This is a genomic window from Maribacter caenipelagi (assembly GCF_004364175.1).
GTDB lineage: Bacteria > Bacteroidota > Bacteroidia > Flavobacteriales > Flavobacteriaceae > Maribacter > Maribacter caenipelagi.
The window spans coordinates 623,837-647,966 of the sequence record NZ_SNZW01000011.1 but is presented as its reverse complement, the minus strand read 5'-3'; the positions used below and the strand labels follow the sequence as shown (position 1 = coordinate 647,966).

The following is a 24,130-nucleotide window of genomic DNA, read 5'->3' as shown; positions in this document are numbered from 1 at the left end:
AAGACGTATGAACGATTTTCTAAAACAATGGGGCGAAGCTGCTTATACGACCACCGGATTTTTCTGGATGGCGCTTTGGGCTTTCATTTTGGGTTACATTATCAGTAGTATGATACAGATTTTTGTAACCGAAAAACGGATGCAGAAAACAATGGGGAAAGACGAATCCAAAAGTGTGCTGTTGGGTACATTTTTCGGATTTATCAGTAGCTCGTGCAGCTTTGCAGCTTTGGCAAGCGCAAAATCCCTTTTCAAAAAGGGGGCGAGTTTTGTGTCCTCTATTGCCTTCCTACTGGCATCGACAAACTTGGTCATTGAATTGGGAATTATCATTTCCATCTTTTTGGGATGGCAGTTTGTGGTCGGGGAATATGTAGGTGGAATATTGCTCATACTCATCTGCTGGGTCCTTATCCGCATTATCAATCCCAAAAAACTCATTGAAAAAGCGAAGAAAAATCTTGAAGGTCAGGATGATGATGAAATGGATGATTCCAAAGACTGGAAAAAGCAGATACAGCAGGAAGATAGCTGGGCAAGGGTCGCCAAGAAATACAAGATGGAATGGCAGATGGTCTGGAAGGATGTAACCGTTGGTTTTACCATTGCTGGAATCGTAGCGGCCTTCGTCCCAGATTCGTTTTTCCAAACGCTATTTATCAATAGTGGTCAAGGAAAAACGGATTTTACCTTTCTCGAAGTTCTGGAACATATTGTTGTGGGGCCGGTTGCTGCGTTTTTGACTTTTATCGGTTCAATGGGCAACATTCCCTTAGCAGCTTTACTGTTTGGTAAAGGTGTGAGTTTTGCAGGTGTAATGGCATTTATTTTTAGTGATTTGGTGGTTTTTCCTGTACTACGTATTAACGCAAAGTATTACGGTTGGAAAATGTCGTTTTTCATTTTGTTCCTACTCTTTACCGCTCTAATTGGAACATCCTTAGCCTTGCACTATTCATTCGATTTGTTGGGTATGTTACCAGACCCTTCGCAGGTCAAGATTCAAGATAAAGACCATTTCAAGATTGATTACACATTCTATCTAAATATCGCCTTTCTCGCAATATCAGGATACCTGATTTACTTAGGGTTTTTCAAGCGTAAAGACGTTGAACATTCAATGAGCGAAATGGCACCCAAAAGTCCATTACTGGAAACGATATTAAAATATGCGGCCTTCATTTGTTACGTATGGCTTGCTGGTGGATTAATTGTCAAATTTTTTATTCAATGATTATGAAACATACTTACCATATACACGGAATGACCTGTAACGGTTGCAGAACCCACGTCGAACAGACGCTTTCCAAAATCGAAGGTGTAACTAATGCATCTGTCGATTTAAAAAAAGCCGAAGCGACCATTGAAATGCAATCACATATTCCCATCGAAAAATTTCAAGAGGCGCTGAAAACGAACGGTGGGCAATACAGCATCCATCAAAATGGGGAACATCATCATACCCACGATAAGAAGAAAGTAGAGAAACCCAAAGGCAAAGGAACGGGAACGTTCTATTGCCCGATGCATTGCGAGGGCGACAAGACTTACGACAAACCAGGCGATTGTCCTGTTTGCGGGATGGATTTGGTTGAAGAAGTGAACCTAAAGGCTACTTCCGACACCCAATATACCTGTCCGATGCATCCCGAAATTATTAAGGATGAACCGGGAAGCTGTCCAATTTGTGGGATGGATTTAGTTCCTATGGAACCCGATTTATCCGCAGAAGAAAAGACCTATAAAAAACTGCTTAAAAAATTCTGGATAGCGGTCGCTTTCACATTGCCCATTTTTATCATTGCAATGTCCGAAATGCTGCCCAACAATCCATTATATGATGTTTTAGAATTAAACTATTGGAATTGGATTCAATTTGCGCTCTCTATCCCTGTGGTATTCTACGCTACTTGGATGTTCTTTGAACGTGCCTACCGCAGTATAAAGACGTGGAACTTAAATATGTTTACGCTTATCGGTATCGGTGCAGGTGTTGCTTGGCTGTTCAGCGTGTTCGGGATGCTCGTTCCCGATTTTTTCCCAGATCAATTCAAGACCGAGGCAGGTACCGTTCACGTCTATTTTGAAGCGGCAACGGTCATTCTAACTTTGGTATTGCTTGGGCAGGTTCTGGAAGCTCGTGCGCATAGCAAGACCAATTCCGCAGTCAAGGAACTTTTAAAATTGGCACCTAACAAGGCTGTAAAGGTAGTTGATGGCGAAGAACAAGAAGTGGCCATCGATGAAATTGAATTGGGTGACATTCTGCGTGTCAAGCCGGGCGATAAGATTCCCGTGGATGGCGTGATCACCGAAGGTGAAACTTCCATCGACGAATCGATGATTACTGGTGAACCCATTCCCGTAAACAAATCAATAGATGATAAAGTAAGTAGCGGAACAATCAATGGTAACCAATCTTTTTTAATGAAAGCCGAAAAGGTAGGTTCCGATACCTTGTTATCACAGATAATACAGATGGTCAACGATGCCAGTCGAAGCCGTGCGCCCATCCAAAAGTTGGCAGATACCGTTTCGGGATATTTTGTGCCAATAGTTGTTATAATCGCTGTTGTTACATTTGCCATTTGGGCAATTTGGGGGCCAGAGCCAGCCTATGTTTATGCCTTGGTCAATGCCATTGCCGTATTGATTATCGCCTGTCCGTGTGCTTTGGGGCTTGCGACACCTATGTCCGTAATGGTCGGTGTTGGTAAAGGCGCACAAAATGGGGTGCTTATCAAGAATGCTGAAGCCCTTGAGAAAATGGATAAGGTAGATACGCTAATTGTAGACAAAACAGGAACGATAACCGAAGGAAAACCAACGGTCGAGAAAGTGGGTTCTTTTGACAAGGGGTTTACCGAAACCGAAGTACTGCAATACATTGTTTCCTTGAACAGCCAAAGTGAACATCCGCTGGCAGAAGCCACCGTAAAATATGGCAAAGAACAAAACGCAGAATTTTTAAAGGCAGATGGATTTAACGCAGTTACAGGAAAGGGTGTTGAAGGTAAAGTGAACGGAAAAGAAGTAGCCTTGGGTAATGCTAAAATGATGGAAAAGGGCAATACTACAGTTTCCGAAGCTATGGAAGAAGAGGCACAATCCTACCAAAAACAAGGGAAAACGGTTTCCTATCTCGCTGTTGAAGGTCAAGTTGCCGGCTACGTCGTTATCGGCGACAAAATCAAGGAAACGAGTGCAAAAGCTATCAAGGATTTGCAGAATAAGGGAATTGCGGTCATTATGCTTACTGGTGATAATCACGACACCGCCAAAGCTGTCGCAGATGAACTTAACCTTGCCGATTTTCAAGCAAGTATGCTACCGGAAAACAAATTACAAGAAGTCGAGAAATTACAAGAGCAAGGCAAGGTGGTTGCAATGGCAGGTGATGGCATAAACGATGCCCCAGCGTTGGCAAAAAGTGACGTAGGTATCGCTATGGGAACAGGTACGGATGTTGCCATTGAAAGTGCAGCAATTACCTTGGTGAAAGGCGATTTACACGGAATCGTAAAGGCAAGAAACCTAAGTGATGTCGTAATGCGCAATATCAAACAAAACCTCTTTTTTGCAATGATTTATAACACGCTGGGTATTCCTATAGCAGCAGGACTACTGTACCCGTTTTTCGGAATACTATTATCCCCAATGATTGCGGCTTTGGCGATGAGCTTCAGTTCGGTATCGGTAATTGCCAACTCATTACGTCTAAAAAGTAAAAAAATATAATCTAACTAATTGAATACTTATGAAATATAAAATTTTGATAATCCTATTGGTAGTTGCTTTCATCGGTTGTAAAAACGAAGAAAAGAACAATCCCAAAATAGAGACAGAGCACAATCATACCCAGAGTGAACCTAAATCCGAGAACAAAAAAACCCTAAGTCCACACACATCGGCAATGGCGATGATAGGCGATGCACATATCCATATAGATTATTCGTCGCCAGGCGTGAGGAATAGAATCATTTTCGGTGGATTGTTGGCTTACGACCAAGTCTGGCAGGCTGGTGCCCATATGGCTACTTGGCTTGAAACAAATAAGGATTTAGAAATTGACGGTAAAGAATTAAAAGCTGGGAAATATGGATTTTTTGTAATTCCGAATCAAGAAGAATGGACTGTCATTTTCAACAGGAATTGGAACCAACACGGTAAGGACGACTATACTGAAAATGATGATGTATTACGATTTAAAGTGATACCTAAAATTTCCGAAGAAATTAAAGAACATTTAGAGTATAAAGTAAACAAAACAACAGAGACTTCAGGAACAATCTCAATGAGTTGGGAAAAAGTCACGATTGAATTTCCTTTTGAAATAAAATAATATGGTGAACAGAAAAACAGCGAAATGGATTAGAAAATCCCACCGCTATTTGGGTGTTTTTTTAGGTATTCAGTTTCTGATGTGGACGATTAGTGGGATGTATTTCAGCTGGACGGACATTGACGAGATACACGGCGACCATTTTAAGAAAGAAGCACCTTTAAAGACCACATTTAATAATTTGCTCGGCACAGCCCAACTTACTACAAATGAACCTATCCAATCCTTGGAACTTCTGGAAATAGCAAATGAACCTTATTATTGGATTAATGATGCAAAGCTTTATAACGCAAGAACGGGACAAATGAAAAACGGAATTTCTAAAGAAGATGCACAACAAGTTGCAAATAGGTATATGTTGAACGATTTAGAAATAGTAAAAATTCAATTAGTCGATTCTGTTGGGCCACATCACGAATATCGAGGTCGCCCACTTCCAGCTTATGAAATCTCGTATGAGTCACCACAAAATTTAAAAGCCTATGTGGCGGTTGAAAATGGCGCTTTTCAAACGGTGAGACACAGAGACTGGCGCTGGTTTGATTTTCTATGGATGACCCATACGATGGATTATCAGGGAAGGGATAATTTCAACACGTTGTTGTTAAGGGCATTTTCACTTTTGGGATTGATAACTATCTTAAGCGGTTTCGTTTTGTGGTATATCAGTTCCCCATCAATCAGAAAACTAAAAACGAAAATCAAATAATTAGTAACAATTAAAACCAAAAATTATGAATTCAAACGAACACGAAAACAAGAACAAAGGAATGAGCCAATACACTAAATTCTTCCTTATGCTAGGGTCATCATTTATAGCAATGTACATCACAATGTATTTAAATACCTACGAGTTTGATCACGTGTGGTTCAGTCTTACACGATTTTATATGGTGTGTTTAGGAATAGCTACTATGGCTGTTATTATGTTGTTATTTATGTTGAATATGTATCAAGACAAGAAAAAGAATATTGCAATTCTCGCAGGTAGTGTTATATTGTTTTTGGGAGCATTAGGACTGGTACGCGACCAAAAATCAACCGTGGGCGATGTACTTTGGATGAAAGCAATGATACCACACCATTCCATTGCTATTTTAACAAGTGAACGAGCAGATATTGAAGACCCTGAAGTAAAAAAATTGGCTGAAGAAATCATTAAGGCACAACGTAAGGAAATTGCAGAGATGAAAGCAATGATTGAACGTTTAGAAAACGAAAAATAAGATTATGAATAAGAACATTTTATATATAGCAATAGCCATAATAATAGGTTTGGGCGCAGGCTGGCTCATTTTTGGAAACGGGTCAAGTGATACTATGGCAAATAAGGATATGTCCGATATGTCCGACCACGACCATTCTGGCGAGAGTGCAGACCAGATGTGGACGTGCTCAATGCATCCACAGATTATGCAACCAGAAGCTGGCGATTGTCCTATATGTGGAATGGACTTAATCCCTGCTGAAGCTGGTGCTGAAGGTCTCGCAGCAAACGAGATAAAAATGACCGAAAATGCTATGGCATTAGCAAATATTCAAACTACCATTGTGGGTAATGCAGAAACAAGCGATGATGATGGGATGATATCTCTTTCGGGAAAAATAGCTGCAAACGAAGAAAACAATACCGTACAATCCAGCTATTTTAAAGGAAGGATAGAACAACTCAACGTTAACTATGAAGGACAGCAAGTAAACCGTGGTCAGCTACTCGCAACCATTTACGCACCAGACCTTGTAGCGGCACAACAGGAATTGATTACCGCAGCATCGTTGAAAGAATCGCAACCTGCTTTATACAAAGCCGTGCGCAACAAACTCAAAAATTGGAAACTTTCAGAAGCACAAATCAATGCTATAGAAGAAAGCGGAACAGTGCGCGAGAACTTCCCGATTTATGCAACGGTTTCCGGAACGGTTTCAGAAGTAATGGCAGCACAAGGCGATTATTTAAATCAAGGACAGCCTATTGTGAAGTTGAGCAACCTCAATTCGGTTTGGGCAGAATTTGATGCCTATGAAAATCAAATAGCGCAATTCAACATTGGGCAAAAAATCAATATCACGACCAATGCTTATCCCAATAAGGAATTTGAAGGCACTATCTCATTCATCGACCCTATTCTAAATAATGCTACACGAACGATAACGGTACGTGCAACTCTGCAAAATAAGAATGACCTGTTTAAGCCAGGAATGTTTGTGACGGGTAAAGTCAAAGGCGCAACACAAACTATGGAAAACACCCTTACCGTGCCTGCAAGTGCTGTGTTATGGACGGGCGAGCGCTCATTGGTATATGTGAAAACCAATCCTAACGAGCCTGTATTTGAAATGCGCGAAGTAACCTTGGGCAATCGCTCTGGCGAAACTTACCAAGTATCGGCCGGATTAAATAATGGCGATGAAATTGTTACCAATGGAACATTTACAGTAGATGCAGCGGCACAGTTACAGGGTAAAAAATCAATGATGAATCAGCAAATGATGCAGGATGAATCGGCTATGATGGGTGATATGGAAATGAGTTTCAGTAATGCGTTTAGTTCTGACTTTAGTGAAGCATTACCGTCGTATCTCAAAATGAAAGATGCCTTTGTGGCAAGCGATGCTGGTCAGGTTTCCGCTTTCGCGAAAACGACGTCAGAAAAATTAAAAACAATATCGACTGATGATTTAGGTACGATGGAAAAACAACATTTAACCAAAAGTATTGAGATGCTGGATGCCATTGCAAACAATGATAATCTGGAAAACCAGCGCGCTCACTTCGTCATTCTAAACGAGAATATCGTGCCTATTGCAATGAGCATAGAAAACTCGACAAATTATTACATTCAGAAATGCCCTATGGCAAATAACAATAAAGGTGCGGTATGGCTAAGTATGGAAGAAGAAATAAGAAATCCATACTATGGCGATGCAATGTTGACTTGCGGAAGTGTGATTGATTCGTTGTAAAAATCATTTGCAACACAGTTGCACCAAAATATTTTTATCTTTGCATGGTGAAAGGTGTAGCAATCATTTTATCGTTTTATTTCTTGGCACTCAATGTAGTGCCTTGTAGCGATGCGACAAATAGTGCCGATGATACCCAAGTTGTTACAGTAATTGATATTGATGGCGACCACGACCAAGACTGTGAGTTATGCTCGCCTTTCTGTCAATGTCATTGTTGTCACGTTCACACGATAAATTTTGGGCTTGTTGCATTTCAACCGCTACAGCCTGCTATTCCTCAAGAATTCTTTGCCCATTTCGATGACCTTGGCAAAGATATTCCCCATTCCCTTTTTCAGCCACCTCGGGCATAATTCAGTTTTCATAGGATAACTATATCCTTTTTTGAAGTTTTCCTAATGGGAATGCTCAACTATGTTTTTGCTATGCGAAAACGCAAACTCGTTTTTTAACTGAATTAATACATTAATCTATGATTAACAGAATCATTGATTTTTCAATCAATAACAAATTCATCATTGGTCTGTTCACGTTGACTCTTATAGGAGTTGGCATTTGGTCAATGGCAACAGTAAACCTTGGGTCTGTCCCAGATATTACCAATAATCAGGTGCAGGTCATCACGCAATCGCCCAATCTGGGAACGGAAGATATTGAACAGTTCGTAACCTATCCCGTAGAACTATCTATGGGTAATTTACCAGGCGTTACAGAAATAAGATCTATCTCACGCTTTGGCCTTTCCGTAGTTACTATCGTTTTTGAAGACGATATGGGAACCTATCTTCCTCGACAGCTGGTACAGGAAAAACTAAACGAACTGGGCGAATCTATCCCTGAAAAATTTGGAAGTCCATCTATGGGTCCCATCTCTACTGGTTTAGGTCAAATCTATGAATACACTATAAAGCCAGAGGAGGGTTTTGAAAACAAGTATTCGCCTATGGAACTGCGCACCGTGCAAGATTGGGTTATCAAACGACAACTCACATTACTGGAAGGCGTGGTAGAGGTCAACTCTTATGGAGGCAGTATTAAACAGTACGAGGTCGCTGTCAACCCAGATAAGTTGAATAGTTTGGGTATTAGTATTTCACAAGTGTATGAGGCTCTCGCTCGGAACAATGTGAATACAGGCGGTGCTTACATAGAAAAAAATAAAATGTCAAATTTCATAAGAGGTGAAGGTCTTATTCGCTCTTTGGAAGACATTAAAGATATTTCGATTATTAACGAGGGCAACATTCCCGTAACTATTGGAGATGTTGCAACACGCGTCCATTTTGGGAATCAGGTACGTTATGGTGCTTTTACGCAAGACGGTAAGGAAGCCGTGGGAGGAATAATAATGATGCTAAAAGGTTCAAACCCTAATGCGGTTATTCAAAATGTTAAGAATCGTATGGCAGAAATTGAAAAATCCCTGCCAGAAGGTCTCACTATCGCCCCTATCATTGATCGTAGTGAGCTAATTGCCAGAACGACCGATACCGTTAAAACCAATTTACTGGAAGGCGCCCTAATCGTGATATTTGCCCTTGTTTTATTGTTGGGTAGTTTAAGAGGTGGCATCATAACGGCCACGACCATACCGTTGTCCTTGCTTTTTGCCTTTATATTAATGAAGCAATTTAATGTATGGGCAAACTTAATGAGCTTGGGAGCTATTGATTTTGGGATTATCATAGATGGTGCGGTAATTATTATAGAAGGAACGGTTTATGAGATCCAAAAACGGATTAGGTCTGGCAAGCTAAAATTCAATCAAGGCGTGATGGATAAAGTGGCTTATGATGCAGGAAGCACGATGATGGGTTCCGCTTTTTTTGGACAGATAATTATCCTCATCGTTTTTACGCCTATACTTTTTCTAACTGGTGTAGAAGGTAAAATGTTTAAACCTATGGCATACACCTTTGGGTTTGCAATGATAGGTGCCATCATCTTGTGTCTCACGTATGTGCCTATGATGGCAGCGCTTTTTATGAAACCAGTACAAAATACCAAAAACTGGTTCGGCAGGTTTGAGCGCTGGCTCGAAAAAATAAGTGATAAAATTATAGGTGCTATTCATAGTGCATATATGCCATTATTAAAGGGAGCCCTTAAACTAAAACTTATTGTTTTATCAGCTGCTGCCGTATTACTTCTTATTGCTGGTTTTATCTTTTCTAATATGGGTGGAGAATTTGTGCCCCAGCTTGATGAAGGAGATCTAGCAATGCAAGCGCTCATTAGACCAGGAAGTTCATTATCCGAATCTATTGAAGTTTCCAAGAAAATAGAAACTATCCTATTAGAAAGTTTCCCTGAAATCAAGACGGTAACTGCTCGTATAGGTGTTGCAGATATTCCTACCGATCCTATGCCTATGGATATTGCAGATATGTACATCATCCTAAACAAGGATATCGACGAGTGGACAACAGCTTCTACTAAAGAAGGTTTGATAGATGCTATAAGAGATAAACTGGATGATGAAGTCGTGGGTGTAAATTTAGTTTTTACCCAACCAGTAGAGTTACGATTTAACGAGCTGTTAGAAGGCGTAAGAGAAGATATTGCTGTAAAGCTGTATGGCGAAGATTTAGATGTGTTATCACAAAAGGTTCAGGAAATGGCAGCGATTATACAGACCGTTCCTGGCGCTGGTGATGTGAGTGCAGAACGAACTGCAGGATTACCACAGATGACCGTAAAATATAAGCGTGATAAAATGGCGCAATATGGACTGGATATTCAAAAAGTAAATGATTACATAAGTACCGCATTCGCTGGCGGAACCGCAGGAGTAATTTTTGAAGGCGAGAAACGATTTGATCTCGTGGTACGATTTGATGAAAGCCATAGAAAAAGTATCGATGACCTACGCAATATGTATATCGATCTTAAGGATGGCAATCAGATACCCATTATCGAAATAGCCGAAATTGAATACGTCCCTGGACCTATGCAAATCTCACGTGACAATACGTATAGAAGAACCTATGTAGGTGTAAATGCACGAGGCAGAGATGTGGAGTCTGTTGTAAAAGATATACAACAAAAGTTAGATGAAGAACTGGACTTGCCATCAGGATATTATATTACCTATGGTGGAGAGTTTGAAAACCTACAAAGCGCTAAGGATCGTTTAACAATTGTTGTGCCCATCGCCCTGTTCTTGATATTTGTACTGTTATACTTTGCCTTAAAATCCTTTTCACAATCGCTAATGATTTACATCGCGATACCCTTGGCGGCCATTGGTGGTGTGTTTGCTTTATGGCTTCGAGATATGCCATTTAGTATTTCGGCAGGTGTAGGATTTATTGTGCTATTTGGTGTCGCAGTTCTTAACGGGCTGGTACTTATTAACCGATTTAATTCTTTAAAGAAAGAAGGTGTTACAAGCATAAAGGATAGAATATTTCAAGGGACTAAAGAACGTATTCGCCCCATTATGCTCACGGCTACCACAGATATTTTTGGGTTTTTACCTATGGCATTTTCCACATCAGCCGGTGCAGAGGTGCAACAACCGCTCGCTACGGTAGTTATTGGTGGGATGCTTACGGCCACCCTACTCACGTTGATAGTACTTCCTGTACTCTATATCTTTATAGAAAAGCGACGTGAGCGCAAAGACCAGAACAAGATTGGTTCGTTTAATCCGCAAGCATTGACCACGATTTTAATACTTGGTTTTATGTTAGGTGGTACCGCTTTGGCGAAAGCGCAACAAACACAAGCACCTGTGCCAGACCTCATTGTTCAGGATAGCATTACACCCATTACCTTATCTCGGGCTGTAGAAATTGCCAAAGAGAATTATCCAGCACTCAAGACGAGCCAACTCGAAATAGAAAGACAGAGCGCACTCACGGGCAATGCCTATGACTTCGGTAATACTAAAGTATTTACAGGTGGCGAAGAAGTGGCAGATGGTCAGGGCATTTATACCTTGATAGGTATCGGTCAACAAAATATTGATCTATTGGGAATAGGTGCCAAAAAACGCTTGCAACAACAACGCATCCAGTTAGCCGAAACAGCTTTTGACCTATCTGAAATCCAGATAGAACTGGAAGTCAAAAAAGCCTGGTCAGAAGCTTTTCAGGCAAAGAAGAAATTTGTTCTTTATCGAGAACTGGACAGCATTTATGGTCAATTTGCACAATCTGTAGAACTCAATTTTGAAGTCGAAGCCATTTCGAGACTGGAATATGCTGCTGCGCGCAATCAAGCGTTACAGATAACCAACAGGTTTCAGCAGGCAGAAACAGATTATTTAATCGCATTACAAAAACTCAATCTTTGGTTGACACCAGATACGATGTACACCGTAGCTGATGAATTTGAAGCTACCGAAATTTCGGTGTTAGAGACTGATGATACATTGGATGAACATCCCGAGTTATCGCTTTCGCGAAAGCGTATAGACGAAGCACAAGCAAGCTATGATGCAGCAAGGGCAAGCTTACTGCCCCAGTTTAATCTGCAAGGTGGCCTGCAACGTGTAAATGGCGATAGTGGTTTCTACACCTATCAGGCAGGGATTTCCATACCGCTGTTTTCTGGCCCAGACCGCAGCCGCGCAAAAGCTGCTAAACTGGATGCACAGATTGCAGAAACCAATGCCGCATTCAAACAACGCGAGCTGCAATCCCAATATACACAAGCACAGCAAAATTATACACGATGGCGAGATACTTGGTTTTTCTATAAAACCGAAGCTCTGCCACTTGCCATAGACCAGCGCAAAGGCGCATTGCTCGCCTACAAAGAAGGTGCGCTTGATTATGCAGCATTCACGCAAATTATACGTGATGCCATACAGACCGAAATGGATGCACTGGACGCACTCGATAATTATTTAGAAGCCTTGTTTAAACTACAATATTTCCAAAACTAAAAAAAGATGAAAAAATTAAAATATATACCGATTACCACAATGCTTATGGCATTGACATTATTCAGCTGTGGCGAGTCAAAAACTGAAGATGGCCACGATGAAGCCACCCATTCTGAAACAGAAGAAAATCACTCTGAAGGGGAAGATGAAGAAGATAATATGGAAGGCGAAGCTAAGGAAGTAATGCTCACGGCACAGCAGTTTGAAGCCTTACAGATGGAAATTGACTCGCTCTCACAACGTTATATGAGCGGTTATGTAGAAGCAAATGGCACGCTGGAAGTACCACCCCAAAACGAAGCATCCATTACCGCCATAACAGGAGCAAATGTGGCATCCATAGAAGTAATAGAAGGTGATGAAGTGAAAAAAAATCAAGCGGTTGCCTATCTCTCACATCCCAGCATCATACGGATACAGAGCGATTACTTAAATGCACACAGCAACAGTCGGTTTTTAAAACAAGAATACGAACGTCAAAAAAGGCTTTATGAAGCTGGTGTGGCATCTGGTATGAATTTCCAAAAGGCAACGGCAGACTATCAGTCATCTACCGCAATGGTAAACGGGCTGGAAGCACAATTGCGACAGTACAACATCAATGTGAATGGCGTGCGCAATGGCACTATCTACCAGCGTGTTGCATTGCGCAGTCCCATTGCAGGGGTTGTAGAAAAAGTTTTTATAAAAACTGGACAATATGTGGAGCCACAGACCAACCTAATGGAAATAGTAGATACAGACCACGTACACGCAGATTTAATGGTTTTCGAAAAAGATGTTGATAGGGTAAAAAAAGGTCAACAAGTACGATTTAGCGTTCAATCAAGACCAGGAACGGAACTCGTTGCCGAAATTTATTCAGTAGGAAAAACCTTCGAGCAAGATCCCAAAGCGGTGCACGTACACGCAGAAATTGAGAACAAAGGTGGTGGTCTTATCCCAGGAATGTACATTAAAGGTAGGATTGAAGTTGATAACGCTGAAACCGCTGAAACCGCATTACCAGAAAGTGCCATTATTACAGAAGGTGGTAGGGATTATGTGTTTAAAGCGCAAAGGGAAGGCAACACTTGGAGTTTTATACCAGTAGAAGTCACTACGGGCGAGAAGGATGGTGACTGGATAGCCATACGTTTTTTTGAAACCCCAGACCCAAATACTCATTTTGCCTTTAATAATGCCTATTACCTTATGGGAGAGATGAAAAAAGGGGAACTTGGTGACGATGATTAAAATGGAATGAAAGAAAAAAGAAAGAAAAACTTAAAAGTAGCAAGAACCTTACAGATTTGGAACGTCATCTACGATGTTATTGAAGTTGCGGTCTCGCTTATTGCTGGATTTACGGCAAATAGTTCGGCTCTGATAGGTTGGGGATTGGACAGCACGATTGAAGTGGTTAGTGCGGGAACATTAGGCTGGCGACTACACGGCGAGATTAAAGGTATCGATGAAGAAAAAGTAAAACGAAGACAAAAAATCACGTTAAACGTAATTGCAGTTTCCTTTACGCTCATCTGTATTTTCATTTCCTACGATTCCATTACAAAGCTTATAAATAAAGAAACCGCAAACTGGAGCACGATGGGACTGATTATATTATTGGTTTCCCTGGTTGTAAATCCTATCCTGATCTATTTCAAAAGAAAGTATGGAAAGAAATTAGACAGTCCAGCCTTGCTGGCTGATGCTAAAGACACCTTTATTTGCTTATACCAAACCGTGGTCGTACTTATAGGATTGCTATTGGTCAACTGGTTAGGCTGGTGGTGGGCAGATCCTGTGGCGGCATTACTTATCGTTCCGTACGCTGCAAAAGAAGGCTATGAAGCCTACAATAAAGCTAAAAATATCAATTATAACACCGCACAAAATGACTGAAATTGAAAAAACATTAAATGACCATAACGTGCGTCCCACCGCAATGCGCATCTTGATTTATAAGTATATGGCCGATAGGGATGCCGCCATCGCCCTGACTGATATTGAGAATGCTTTCGCAAAAGCGGATAGAACCACATTGTACCGAACCCTAAAAACGTTTGAAGAAAAAAACGTGGTGCATCACATAGATGACGGAACTGGAATCTCTAAATACGCACTTTGTGAAGAAGGCTGTAATTGTAAAATAGAACAGGATTTGCATTTACATTTTCATTGCACTAACTGTGACGAAACAGTTTGTTTAACGGAACAAAAAATCCCGCATATCAACTTGCCAGATGGATATTTGGCAGAGGATGTTAATCTCGTGGTTACGGGAATATGCGAAAAATGCAGCAGTAATTTACTTTAATAAACAAACGAACAAATTAGATTGATTTTGAAAAAAAGCACTTTTATAATAACTAAAATGGACTGCCCTTCAGAAGAGCAGATGATTCGGATGAAGTTAGAGTCTTATGCTCAAGTAAAACACTTGGATTTTGATATTCCAAACAGAAAATTGGAAGTATATCACGTGGACGACGTCAAGGCGATAAAAACGTCTATAGCCAGCTTAAAACTTGGGGATTCCTTAGAAGGAACCACAGAAGCCGAACCACCCGTAATGGAAGACCAATCCAAACAAAAAAGAATCCTATGGTGGGTCTTGGGCATCAACTTTGGCTTTTTCGTTATCGAAATGACCACCGGTTGGATTTCTTCTTCGATGGGTCTTGTGGCAGACTCATTAGATATGCTGGCAGATTCCATCGTATATGCATTAAGCCTATTTGCGGTAGGCGGTGCCATTTCAAGAAAAAAGAAGGTTGCGAAATACAGCGGATACTTTCAGATGGCATTGGCAACACTTGGGTTTGCAGAGGTCTTGAGAAGGTTTTTTAGCAATACCGAAACACCCTTGTTTCAATGGATGATTATCGTTTCAATTTTCGCATTGGCAGGTAATTTGATATCGCTCTGGCTCATCAACAAGGCAAAGAGTCAAGAGGCTCATATGCAGGCAAGTGCCATTTTTACATCCAATGATATTATTGTTAATGGTGGTGTTATAGTAGCTGGGGTGCTGGTTTATTTTCTGAATAGTAAATGGCCCGATTTAGTGATTGGCGGCATCGTTTTCACTTTTGTAATGCGCGGTGCATTGAGAATATTGAAATTATCGAAGTAGTTTTTAAAATGATATCAAACTTGATTAGAACATATGAAAAAGAAAAAAATAAACTTACGTGACTTAGAACCAAAAAAACAACAAGGCGAGCACAGTCACGACGATGGCCATAACCATAGCAGCCCTGAAGAAATTTCAAATTTTAGAACCTATCTACCGGCTATTTTCAGCTTTGTGATGTTGATAGCCGGAATCGCTATTGATTACTTTGATGCGTTTCCTTTCTTCAAAGGATGGATTCGCGTAGTATGGTACACGGTAGCCTATATCCCTGTAGGTTTTCCGGTGATAAGAGAAGGCTGGAAAAGTATTAAAAATGGTGATTTTTTTACGGAATTCTTCTTAATGTCCATAGCCACTTTAGGTGCATTTGCCATTGGCGAATATCCCGAAGGTGTTGCCGTAATGCTGTTTTATGCTGTGGGCGAACTCTTCCAAAATGCGGCCGTTAACCGTGCGAAAGGAAATATAAAAGCCTTACTCGATGTAAGACCCAATGAAGCTTTGGTTTATCGTGATGGCGACTTTGTTTCAGTAAATCCCGAGACTGTTGAAATTGGCGAAAAGATACAGGTACGTGTAGGCGAAAAAGTTCCGCTTGATGGTATTCTGCTTTCTGAAAAGGGTTCTTTTAATACTGCTGCCTTGACAGGCGAAAGCAAACCTGATACTATTGCTAAAGGCGATACCGTTTTTGCCGGAAGTATCAACCTTGATGGCGTAATCGAAATCGAGACTACTAAGGAATTTAAAGATAGTTCCATTGCACGAATTCTGGATATGGTACAGAATGCAACCGCCAGAAAATCAAAGACCGAATTGTTCATCAGAAAATTTGCTCGGATTTATACACCTATCGTTGTATTCCTTGCCATCGGACTTACGTTTTTACCTTACTTTTTTGTAGATGATTATGTGTTTAGGGATTGGTTGTACCGAGCGTTGATATTTCTTGTAATATCCTGTCCTTGTGCTTTAGTCATTTCTATTCCTCTCGGCTATTTCGGCGGATTGGGTGCGGCATCCCGCAACGGTATTCTTTTTAAAGGTGCATCCTTTCTCGATGCAATGACCCAAGTGAACACGGTTGTAATGGACAAAACAGGAACCGTTACCAAAGGGGTTTTTAAAATCAAGGAAATCAATTCCATCACATTTGAGGAAGCTGAGTTTATGAAATACCTGTTGGCGATGGAAGAACAATCCACCCATCCTATCGCCAAGGCGATTCTCGAATATAAAGCAGACGGTTCAGATTATGAAGCGACCAATGTTTCGGAAGTTGCAGGAAAGGGATTAAAGGGAACAGTCAACGGAAAAGCCGTTTTGGTAGGTAACAAAGCCTTGATGACCTCAAACAGCATAGAAGTCCCTTCGGAAACAGATGGGATTGTAGAATCCATCGTTATGGTGTCCATAGATGGAACATTTGCAGGTTATGTAACTATTGCGGATGAATTGAAGGATGATGCGCACCAAGCCATTAAACAAATTAGAGATGCAGGGATTTCAAAAATCATAATGCTATCAGGCGACAAAGACTCAATTACACAACAGGTTGCAAAAGAGTTAAACATCGATTGGGCAAAAGGCGGACTGTTGCCCGAAGATAAACTCAATGAGGTTGAAGAGCTCAAAAAGCAACCCGAAACCAAAGTAGCATTTATTGGCGATGGTATTAACGATGCACCCGTTTTGGCAGCAAGTGGCGTAGGTATTGCGATGGGTGGTTTAGGAAGTGATGTCGCCATTGAAACAGCCGATGTTATCATACAGACCGACCAGCCAAGTAAGATTGCAAGAGCGATTAAAATTGGCCGTTCAACTCGAAGTATCGTATGGCAAAATATTGGGCTTGCCTTTGGGGTTAAGGTCATTGTACTAATTCTTGGTGCAGGTGGATTAGCCACGATGTGGGAAGCCGTATTTGCTGATGTAGGTGTTGCTTTGCTTGCTATTCTCAATGCCGTTAGATTGCAGAAAATGAAGTGGCAGGATTCTTAGAACGCTTATTACGGCCGAGCAAATAAAAGTAGTTTCAAATAAATTAAAGCTATCTTTATAAGTCAGAATAGGTCTTAATCAATGATTCATATTTTCACAACAGGCGGCACAATCGAGGGACTGGACTATACAGATGATGTTGGTATTACTTCATCCAACGTAGGGATTGAAGATTTTTTGAATAAAGCCAATATCGATTTTGAATACACCATAGAAAATGTTTTTAAAAAAGACAGTCGTGCCGTAACAGATGATGACAGAAAGCTGTTGGTGCGCAAGATAAAGGAAACTAATGCGACTAAGATACTGATTACCCACGGTACTTTCACGATGGAGGATACCGCAAAATATATAGGAAAACTCAATTTGAACAAAACAATCGTTTTAGTTGGGTCTTTCATTTTGGGTTCATCTGCAGATACAGATGCACCCTTTAATTTGGGGTATGCAATTAGCTCATTACAGCTTCTAAAACCGGATGTTTATATTGCTATGAACGGACAAATTTTTAATTGGGACAATGTTTCCAAGAATTTAGAAACCAACAAATTTGAGCGCAATGAGAAGTAGCGTAAATGTTTGGCACATCGATACATTGGACAACTTTTTTCTATCTATTAATAGATACGTTCATAGTATTGCTTACACTCTACTTTTCCAGAAAGAAAACGCGAAGTAGTCTAAGGCGTTTTCTCTACCTCGGAATCCTGTTTGTTGCTTATAATGCTACTGGTGGTTTTTTGCCAATTGACGACTTTCCTGGTCCATTTATTTTACAGTATATTATCACGTATGGTGTCGCCATTGCATTGTGCGTTTATATTGTTTACTATCTCTATAAAGAATACGATATTGTAGTTTTGAAATTCAATTCATCCATAAGAAACCTTGCTATACTCGCAAGCGTGAGTTTTGTAGTACTGTTTCTTATCCCTTATTTTCTGACAGATTCACTTAATTCTGCACGCTTTCTATTTACCATTCCTATATCTGCTGTCGCTTTTGTTTTTCTGTTTATTTTCTATCGTCGTATATCGAATCCCAGCAATCCAAATCCTTTCATAGTAAGACGAAACAAACTCTCAATGGTAAGTGTAGCAAGTATTGCCCTGTTGCCTATTTGCACAGTCATCGGCGATTATCAATGGATAACATTTACCGTAATGAACTTGGCTTTCTTTGCCATAACAGCAATTGAAGCAGATAGGTATTTGTACTTCATAGAAAACAATAACCGAATGTATGAGGTCTTTGCGTTGAAGAAAAAACAACGTGACGAATCGGTCGAGCGCAAAATCATCTATGAAGATTTGACCCGTAGAGAAATCGAAGTGGCTTTGTCAATTTTAAGTAATTTAAGCTACAGAAACATCGCCAAAGATTTATTCATTGCAGAAAGTACCGTATCAAAACACGCATCAAATATCTTCAAAAAAACGGGCGTAAAGAATAGGCGTGAATTTTTGAAGCGATTTCGGAAGAAAAAGTAAGTAAATTGAGTTTATATAAAAACCACTATTTGCAGTACCTAACAAATAATCCGTAGAAAAATACGGACTATTCCGTAATTATATACGGCACGTTTTCCTTGTACAATTACAAAGTAAAGCTACTTTACACATAGTTCCCTAAAATACAACAATGAGCCACAAATTTTATGTTCCGTGACTTTCATTTACATCATTTTGTAGGACTATGACAACCACCAATAAATCGTATCAACTAAATCCCATTTCTATGGTTTACAACGTTAAAGTTCCTGCTTATGAATTCGCAATTACAATCAAAAAAATTATTAAAGGATCTGGATGAGTTTAAAATTCAGAATGGAAATATTTTAGAACAGGCATATCTTTCCATCAAAGCCTGTCGCAAACTATTGAGTTCTTACAAAAAGGAAATCATTGACACTAAATTTCAGACGATACAAGATGAAATAAATTTCTTTAAAAAGGTAAAGCAGGTTCCTCTTATAAGGCTCATCTACTTTTCAGAAATACATTCCTTTGAGATTCAACTTCCAAAGGGCGATAAGGATGCCCAACTAAAATCGATTAAAAAGAAAATCAGCAAAGTAAATCGCTTTTTCCTGTACAATATCGATTTTGGACGTTATGTAAATTCCGGTGCTACCCATTTTGACAAGGAATACTACACCAGAGATTATCTCGAAACATTCCATATAACAACTTCCAAATTTTACTTTCAAGACCCAGAGTTTTGCACACCAAGGGATATGCTACTTGGCAAATACAAGGCGTATGATTTGTTAGTGATATATTTGGATGAAAAAAAGCATCGAATTCGGAAAGGATTGAACGGCAAATTAAATGGTGCTAAACCAATTGAAAAGATACATTGGCCATTTTCAAATACAGATTATGTTGAACTCGTTTATGCACTCTGCTCAAAGGGATTGGGCAAACAGGATAATCAAGCCATAATGCAGGTTTCCAAAAAAATGCAACAGCTTTTCGATATTGAGCCAAAGGACATCTACAAAACCTATCAGGACATCAAAAACCGCAAGAACAGTAGGACACTATTTCTCGATGAGCTTTCCACCTCGTTACTGATAGAAATGGACAAAAGCGAAGAATAACAAGCTATTTTACTGTTAACAAAAGACCGTACTACGGTTGACCTACGGTCTTTTTATTTTGGAAGGCGTCTTCATATAATTTGATATGATTTAGCACACCGTTTCCACTTTAGAAGCACCATAATACTACAAAACCCATCAAATTTCAAAATGTTAAATTTTGACCGTAGTACGGTCGTACTGGGGAATAAAATCCAATAAACCTATTCAAATTTGTAGAACGAAAGTCAAATCAGGTCAGGGACTATCATTTAAAATCATAAACCCAGATAGTCCCTTTCTTTTAAAACCGTTCTATTATGCCAACAAGTATTATTACCACAGACGACCTTCGGGAATTCAAAATGGAATTGCTCGATGACATTAAACAATTACTTACCAGACAAGCCAGCGGGAAACTCAAAAAATACCTCAAATCTTCTGAGGTTATGGACTTGCTACAAGTAAGTCCAGGCACTTTACAAAATCTTCGTATCAATGGCACATTACCATACACCAAGGTGGGTGGCATTATCTATTACGATACCGAGGAAATTCAAAAAGTTATGGATGCCAACCGTGTGCACCACGGTCTAAATTCTTAAGCGATGAACTATATAAAGCTACTTAATGCGGCTTTTGAAAAGTTCTATTTTGATGACCGCCTTAACCCATCCCATATCAGTTTGTATATGGCGCTATTCCAAGAATGGAACAGTTGCCGCTTTATGGATGAATTTTATGTAAACCGTCGCGATTTGATGCGATGTGCTAAAATAGGTTCTAAGTCTACATATCACAGATGCATCGTCGAGTTAGATTCTTGGCAATACTTAACCTATTTCCCTTCCAACAATCCCTACAAAGGCAGCAAAATAAAGATGGCCATTATTGGGACAAGTGATGAACCGGTTGTGGGACAGTACAATCCCATATTAGAACAACTTGCGGAACAGTACCATCCCAGAGGTGTACCGCTTGAGGGACACCACCATCCCAAAAATGGACAGGTTGTGAACCAACACCGTCCCATAGATGGACAAGCATTGGTATCTAATACAAACAATATCAAACAAGAAAACTATATAAAACAACCAAAGGGCTGGCAGGCCGTTTTTATTTTTTTTGAAGAAAAAGGTTTTGATGCTGATGAAGCTAAAAAATTCTATGAGCATTACCAGACCAGAAATTGGCAAACTGGCGATGGCAAGGAAATCAGAGATTGGCGAGCCGTAGCCATCAACTGGATGGACAGAACCGAAATATTCGACGAGGAAAACAAACCAAACAAAAAACAAGCGTCCCAAATCAAGGACAACTTGCGAACCACTAAAAACAAAGATTATGGACAACCCCTCTAAAATAACCGAAGGTGGCGTGGAATATTCGCTCGGAAAATTTGATGGTAAAAGTGTGATCTATGATTTTCCAAAAATCTTGATTTACCTAAATGCCAAAGGCAAACTTTTGTTTGGCGAAAAGTTTAGGATATATGATGAAGACAAGGATATTTGGCTGAAGCTCTGTTCCTACTTCATCAAGGATAAAGACAACTGTGAGACTTATGGTATTGACATTGACAAAGGCATTTTACTTTCCGGACCCGTTGGCTGCGGCAAAACCAGTTTGATGAAATTGTTGCGCCATTTGGTTCCGTTGCAACGCCCTTACGAAATGATTCCCTGCCGAAACGTAACCTTCAGTTTTAATCATTTAGGCTTTAAAACCGTTGAAGAATATGGTAACACCAAATTTTACTGTTTTGATGATTTAGGCGTGGAACCGTCTGGCAGATTCTACGGAAAGGATCTTAATGTGATGGGCGAAGTGCTTTTATCTCGATACGAGCTGTACTTACAAACCAAACACAAAATCAAGACCCACGCCACCACCAATCTCAATGCTGAAGAACTGGAAGAACGCTATGGTAATCGTGTGCGTAGCCGAATGCGAGAACTTTTTAATTTGATTGCTTTTGATACTAAAGCTGGGGATAAACGGAAGTGAATTTAAGGTATGGCTTTTTAACAACAATTTTTATTTTCTTGAATCGGCGGACAAGCCACAGTACCATAAGAACAGAATACACAACAATCCCCTTCTTTTGGTTTCAGAACAGTTTTGCAATTCTCACATTCATAAAAGAATTGACAGGCGGTGGTTGGCATTTCTTCAGCCTTTTTGTGGCCGCATTCTGGACAGGTAATCGTAGATTTTAATTGAATCTTCATTATTCTATTATTTTGTACCCCGTGCTTTCTATAGCTTTTCGGATTGTGGGCAAATCGGTTTTGGTCTTGTCAAATTCCACTATGGTATTAGCATTTTCGTAGCTGGCTTTGATAGAAATAATTCCGTCCAATTTATTGACTTCGCTTTCTACGTGTGCCTCACAACCTGCACAGGTCATTCCAGCGACTTCAAAAGTCTGTTTTTTGATATTGGATTGAGAGACATAGACGATATCCTTGGCGGGCTGTGCATAAAATAGATTGGAATAGTACGGGAAGGCCAGCATCAATGCGGCGAATAGTGTTACTATCAATAAGAACCGTTTGGATTGCCAAAACGATGGTTTCGCATCATCTTCACAGGCGCAATCTATTTCTTCCTGTGTTTTCGGTCGTAGTTTCTGGTACCAGGCAAAGACCAAAACAATAATGGTCAAGCCGATAAGATAGGGTCTAAATGGCTCGACCCAAGAGAATGTAGATGCAATTCCGCTTGTTCCAGCAATTAATGCCAAGACAGGGGTTATACAACATATTGATGCTGCAACTGCGGTAAAAATGCCGGTATAGGCCGCGGTATTTGAAGTTTTATTCGGTGCCATAATGTAAACTTTCTAAGCTGTTTTCTTTCTTGCTGAAATTGAATTGAAAATTCCATTCAAAACATTGTCCTCACTCTTTACCAGCGAATAATACAATGTTTGCCCTTCACGTCTCGATGTAATAATTCCCGCATCCTTCATTTTACGGATATGTTGGGATACGGCAGGAACACTCATTTCAAGAATGTCAGCAATATCGCAAGGACACAGTTCATTCTCTATGTTCAATAGAAATAGAATTTTCAGTCGTACCTCGCTTCCCGCAAGAGACAAAATTTTGCTTATTGCTTCTAAGCTACCTGAAGAATTCTCTATGGTTTCCTTACATCTCGATATTTGCTTCTTGTCTGCTTCGTTCCGTGTACAGGTTATTTCCAAGCTCATCTTTTTTGATTTAAAGTGGCCACAAATATATCATTATTATATTATTTAAGCAAATACTTAAATACACTTTTGAATAAATTGTTTTTTATAATGTGTAGATAATAAACTTAGGTAATCTAACTTCTAAAGGATTTGTACAGTAAAATAACTTCTGAAACACATTGTAAAACAATGTCCTTCAAGCTCTTCGTTAACTCTAAAAAAATATCTTTCATAATTCTATTGATTTTTGAATGGATAATAATATCGATAGTGCGATACGCTCAATATTGTGGTTGTCTGAGATATAGCTTTCTTCATCCCAATTGGATAAAAAGCCCAATTCTATTAATATGGCAGTACAATAATCTGCTGTTTCCCTTAGCACCTGAAAGTTCGTAAACTTCACACCTCTGCTATCATAGCCTATTGCTTCACAAAGTGCACTTTCAATTTGATAGCCCATAAAAACCGATGCTTTTGAGAATTTTTCTTGTTTTCTTGAAGCGTAAACTTCAATACCTCTTGCATCCGGATTATCGGAATGATTGCAATGCAAAGACACAAACAAATCAGCATTTAAGGCTTTGGTCAGTTTAGTCCTGTCCGATAATGATATTAAAGTGTCTTTATACCTGGTCAAATAAATATCGAGTGGTTTTTCCAAGTCGTCATTTAACTTTAAAATCTCATTTGCAATCGATAAAACCACATCTTTTTCTTGAATGTCATTTATACCAATTGCACCAGCATCTTTTCCGCCGTGTCCAACGTCAATTATTATTCGTTTTTGAGCAGTCGATTCTTGTCCAAAAATGAAGCACATTTTTAGAACCAAAATCACAAAACTGACGTTTTTGAGCAGATTTTTCATTTTCAATTTTCGGGTTATCAACAACTTCCCTTCAAAAATCCATAGGATTTGATGCCAAATAATAGCAACGGAATTCAAACAATATCAAATAATATTTTATTCACAGTTATTTGATTTTCAGTTATTTAAGTTCAAATATATGTAAATTTCCAAT

General features: G+C 39.7%; 23 protein-coding genes. 19 read left to right on the top strand and 4 right to left on the bottom strand.

The features are described from left to right. Positions 1-7: 7 nt before the first annotated feature. From DFQ03_RS03650 to DFQ03_RS03560, 19 genes are all read left to right on the top strand, one after another. Positions 8-1,234, top strand: coding sequence for a permease (locus tag DFQ03_RS03650; protein ID WP_133671651.1), 1,227 nt, complete (start codon positions 8-10; stop codon positions 1,232-1,234). Positions 1,235-1,236: 2 nt separating this feature from the next. Continuing rightward, positions 1,237-3,738, top strand: a complete 2,502-nt coding sequence (locus tag DFQ03_RS03645) for a heavy metal translocating P-type ATPase (RefSeq protein WP_133671650.1) — start codon at positions 1,237-1,239, stop codon at positions 3,736-3,738. 19 nt (positions 3,739-3,757) lie between these two features. Then, positions 3,758-4,342, top strand: coding sequence for a DUF2911 domain-containing protein (locus DFQ03_RS03640; RefSeq protein WP_133671649.1), 585 nt, complete (start codon positions 3,758-3,760; stop codon positions 4,340-4,342). A 1-nt stretch (position 4,343) separates the two neighbouring features. Beyond that, complete coding sequence (locus DFQ03_RS03635; RefSeq protein WP_133671648.1) at positions 4,344-5,051, top strand: PepSY domain-containing protein; 708 nt, start codon at positions 4,344-4,346, stop codon at positions 5,049-5,051. Positions 5,052-5,076: 25 nt separating this feature from the next. Then, positions 5,077-5,568, top strand: a complete 492-nt coding sequence (locus DFQ03_RS03630) for a DUF305 domain-containing protein (RefSeq protein ID WP_208295883.1) — start codon at positions 5,077-5,079, stop codon at positions 5,566-5,568. A 4-nt stretch (positions 5,569-5,572) separates the two neighbouring features. Continuing rightward, complete coding sequence (locus DFQ03_RS03625) at positions 5,573-7,306, top strand: efflux RND transporter periplasmic adaptor subunit (protein ID WP_133671647.1); 1,734 nt, start codon at positions 5,573-5,575, stop codon at positions 7,304-7,306. Between the two features lie 44 nt (positions 7,307-7,350). Further along, positions 7,351-7,662 carry a DUF6660 family protein gene (locus DFQ03_RS19180; RefSeq protein ID WP_317128157.1) on the top strand — a complete coding sequence of 104 codons (312 nt, stop codon included), beginning with the start codon at positions 7,351-7,353 and terminating at the stop codon, positions 7,660-7,662. A gap of 119 nt (positions 7,663-7,781) precedes the next feature. After that, complete coding sequence (locus tag DFQ03_RS03615; RefSeq protein WP_133671646.1) at positions 7,782-12,203, top strand: CusA/CzcA family heavy metal efflux RND transporter; 4,422 nt, start codon at positions 7,782-7,784, stop codon at positions 12,201-12,203. Positions 12,204-12,209: 6 nt separating this feature from the next. After that, complete coding sequence (locus DFQ03_RS03610; RefSeq protein WP_133671645.1) at positions 12,210-13,439, top strand: efflux RND transporter periplasmic adaptor subunit; 1,230 nt, start codon at positions 12,210-12,212, stop codon at positions 13,437-13,439. Positions 13,440-13,445: 6 nt separating this feature from the next. Continuing rightward, positions 13,446-14,087, top strand: a complete 642-nt coding sequence (locus DFQ03_RS03605; protein WP_116216549.1) for a cation diffusion facilitator family transporter — start codon at positions 13,446-13,448, stop codon at positions 14,085-14,087. After that, a complete protein-coding gene (locus DFQ03_RS03600) occupies positions 14,080-14,502 on the top strand; it encodes a Fur family transcriptional regulator (protein ID WP_133671644.1) in 423 nt (140 codons plus the stop codon). Before DFQ03_RS03605 ends, DFQ03_RS03600 begins: the two co-directional genes overlap by 8 nt. A gap of 27 nt (positions 14,503-14,529) precedes the next feature. Beyond that, a complete protein-coding gene (locus DFQ03_RS03595; protein WP_181898143.1) occupies positions 14,530-15,321 on the top strand; it encodes a cation transporter in 792 nt (263 codons plus the stop codon). Positions 15,322-15,354: 33 nt separating this feature from the next. Next, positions 15,355-17,325, top strand: coding sequence for a heavy metal translocating P-type ATPase (locus tag DFQ03_RS03590; RefSeq protein ID WP_133671643.1), 1,971 nt, complete (start codon positions 15,355-15,357; stop codon positions 17,323-17,325). A gap of 81 nt (positions 17,326-17,406) precedes the next feature. Beyond that, entirely contained in the window at positions 17,407-17,895 is a 489-nt protein-coding gene (locus DFQ03_RS03585) for an asparaginase domain-containing protein (RefSeq protein WP_133671642.1), read from the top strand. Positions 17,896-17,900: 5 nt separating this feature from the next. Continuing rightward, a complete protein-coding gene (locus DFQ03_RS03580) occupies positions 17,901-18,815 on the top strand; it encodes a helix-turn-helix domain-containing protein (protein ID WP_133671641.1) in 915 nt (304 codons plus the stop codon). Positions 18,816-19,090: 275 nt separating this feature from the next. Next, a complete protein-coding gene (locus tag DFQ03_RS03575) occupies positions 19,091-19,927 on the top strand; it encodes an RteC domain-containing protein (RefSeq protein ID WP_133671640.1) in 837 nt (278 codons plus the stop codon). A 299-nt stretch (positions 19,928-20,226) separates the two neighbouring features. Further along, on the top strand, positions 20,227-20,511 hold the full coding sequence (locus DFQ03_RS03570; RefSeq protein ID WP_047550478.1) for a helix-turn-helix domain-containing protein: 285 nt from the start codon (positions 20,227-20,229) through the stop codon (positions 20,509-20,511). A 3-nt stretch (positions 20,512-20,514) separates the two neighbouring features. Then, a complete protein-coding gene (locus DFQ03_RS03565; RefSeq protein WP_026754846.1) occupies positions 20,515-21,267 on the top strand; it encodes a hypothetical protein in 753 nt (250 codons plus the stop codon). Beyond that, positions 21,251-21,913 (top strand): P-loop NTPase family protein, encoded by a 663-nt coding sequence (locus DFQ03_RS03560; protein ID WP_133671639.1) that lies wholly within the window; start codon positions 21,251-21,253, stop codon positions 21,911-21,913. Before DFQ03_RS03565 ends, DFQ03_RS03560 begins: the two co-directional genes overlap by 17 nt. A gap of 17 nt (positions 21,914-21,930) precedes the next feature. Here DFQ03_RS03560 and DFQ03_RS19020 read toward each other — a convergent pair whose 3' ends face one another. From DFQ03_RS19020 to DFQ03_RS03540, 4 genes are all read right to left on the bottom strand, one after another. Then, positions 21,931-22,137 carry a GDCCVxC domain-containing (seleno)protein gene (locus DFQ03_RS19020; RefSeq protein ID WP_008610941.1) on the bottom strand — a complete coding sequence of 69 codons (207 nt, stop codon included), beginning with the start codon at positions 22,135-22,137 and terminating at the stop codon, positions 21,931-21,933. Next, on the bottom strand, positions 22,137-22,739 hold the full coding sequence (gene merTP, locus DFQ03_RS03550) for a mercuric transport protein MerTP (protein ID WP_008610940.1): 603 nt from the start codon (positions 22,737-22,739) through the stop codon (positions 22,137-22,139). Before merTP ends, DFQ03_RS19020 begins: the two co-directional genes overlap by 1 nt. Positions 22,740-22,751: 12 nt before the next feature. Further along, positions 22,752-23,123: an ArsR/SmtB family transcription factor gene (locus DFQ03_RS03545; protein WP_008610939.1), complete on the bottom strand. Its 372-nt coding sequence runs from the start codon at positions 23,121-23,123 to the stop codon at positions 22,752-22,754. A gap of 211 nt (positions 23,124-23,334) precedes the next feature. Beyond that, positions 23,335-23,976: an N-acetylmuramoyl-L-alanine amidase family protein gene (locus DFQ03_RS03540; RefSeq protein ID WP_031427464.1), complete on the bottom strand. Its 642-nt coding sequence runs from the start codon at positions 23,974-23,976 to the stop codon at positions 23,335-23,337. Positions 23,977-24,130 lie beyond the last annotated feature (154 nt).

What these genes read in the sequence shown, in the direction of transcription:
- DFQ03_RS03610 (WP_133671645.1), top strand. Translation starts at nt 12,210, where the DNA reads ATGAAAAAATTAAAATATATACCGATTACCACAATGCTTATGGCATTG.
- merTP (WP_008610940.1), bottom strand. Translation starts at nt 22,739, where the DNA reads ATGGCACCGAATAAAACTTCAAATACCGCGGCCTATACCGGCATTTTT.
- DFQ03_RS03605 (WP_116216549.1), top strand. Translation starts at nt 13,446, where the DNA reads ATGAAAGAAAAAAGAAAGAAAAACTTAAAAGTAGCAAGAACCTTACAG.
- DFQ03_RS03600 (WP_133671644.1), top strand. Translation starts at nt 14,080, where the DNA reads ATGACTGAAATTGAAAAAACATTAAATGACCATAACGTGCGTCCCACC.
- DFQ03_RS03565 (WP_026754846.1), top strand. Translation starts at nt 20,515, where the DNA reads ATGAACTATATAAAGCTACTTAATGCGGCTTTTGAAAAGTTCTATTTT.
- DFQ03_RS03615 (WP_133671646.1), top strand. Translation starts at nt 7,782, where the DNA reads ATGATTAACAGAATCATTGATTTTTCAATCAATAACAAATTCATCATT.
- DFQ03_RS03575 (WP_133671640.1), top strand. Translation starts at nt 19,091, where the DNA reads ATGAATTCGCAATTACAATCAAAAAAATTATTAAAGGATCTGGATGAG.
- DFQ03_RS03590 (WP_133671643.1), top strand. Translation starts at nt 15,355, where the DNA reads ATGAAAAAGAAAAAAATAAACTTACGTGACTTAGAACCAAAAAAACAA.
- DFQ03_RS03540 (WP_031427464.1), bottom strand. Translation starts at nt 23,976, where the DNA reads ATGAAAAATCTGCTCAAAAACGTCAGTTTTGTGATTTTGGTTCTAAAA.
- DFQ03_RS03640 (WP_133671649.1), top strand. Translation starts at nt 3,758, where the DNA reads ATGAAATATAAAATTTTGATAATCCTATTGGTAGTTGCTTTCATCGGT.
- DFQ03_RS03635 (WP_133671648.1), top strand. Translation starts at nt 4,344, where the DNA reads ATGGTGAACAGAAAAACAGCGAAATGGATTAGAAAATCCCACCGCTAT.
- DFQ03_RS03650 (WP_133671651.1), top strand. Translation starts at nt 8, where the DNA reads ATGAACGATTTTCTAAAACAATGGGGCGAAGCTGCTTATACGACCACC.
- DFQ03_RS19180 (WP_317128157.1), top strand. Translation starts at nt 7,351, where the DNA reads ATGGTGAAAGGTGTAGCAATCATTTTATCGTTTTATTTCTTGGCACTC.
- DFQ03_RS03560 (WP_133671639.1), top strand. Translation starts at nt 21,251, where the DNA reads ATGGACAACCCCTCTAAAATAACCGAAGGTGGCGTGGAATATTCGCTC.
- DFQ03_RS03580 (WP_133671641.1), top strand. Translation starts at nt 17,901, where the DNA reads ATGTTTGGCACATCGATACATTGGACAACTTTTTTCTATCTATTAATA.
- DFQ03_RS03645 (WP_133671650.1), top strand. Translation starts at nt 1,237, where the DNA reads ATGAAACATACTTACCATATACACGGAATGACCTGTAACGGTTGCAGA.
- DFQ03_RS03570 (WP_047550478.1), top strand. Translation starts at nt 20,227, where the DNA reads ATGCCAACAAGTATTATTACCACAGACGACCTTCGGGAATTCAAAATG.
- DFQ03_RS03625 (WP_133671647.1), top strand. Translation starts at nt 5,573, where the DNA reads ATGAATAAGAACATTTTATATATAGCAATAGCCATAATAATAGGTTTG.
- DFQ03_RS03630 (WP_208295883.1), top strand. Translation starts at nt 5,077, where the DNA reads ATGAATTCAAACGAACACGAAAACAAGAACAAAGGAATGAGCCAATAC.
- DFQ03_RS03545 (WP_008610939.1), bottom strand. Translation starts at nt 23,123, where the DNA reads ATGAGCTTGGAAATAACCTGTACACGGAACGAAGCAGACAAGAAGCAA.
- DFQ03_RS19020 (WP_008610941.1), bottom strand. Translation starts at nt 22,137, where the DNA reads ATGAAGATTCAATTAAAATCTACGATTACCTGTCCAGAATGCGGCCAC.
- DFQ03_RS03585 (WP_133671642.1), top strand. Translation starts at nt 17,407, where the DNA reads ATGATTCATATTTTCACAACAGGCGGCACAATCGAGGGACTGGACTAT.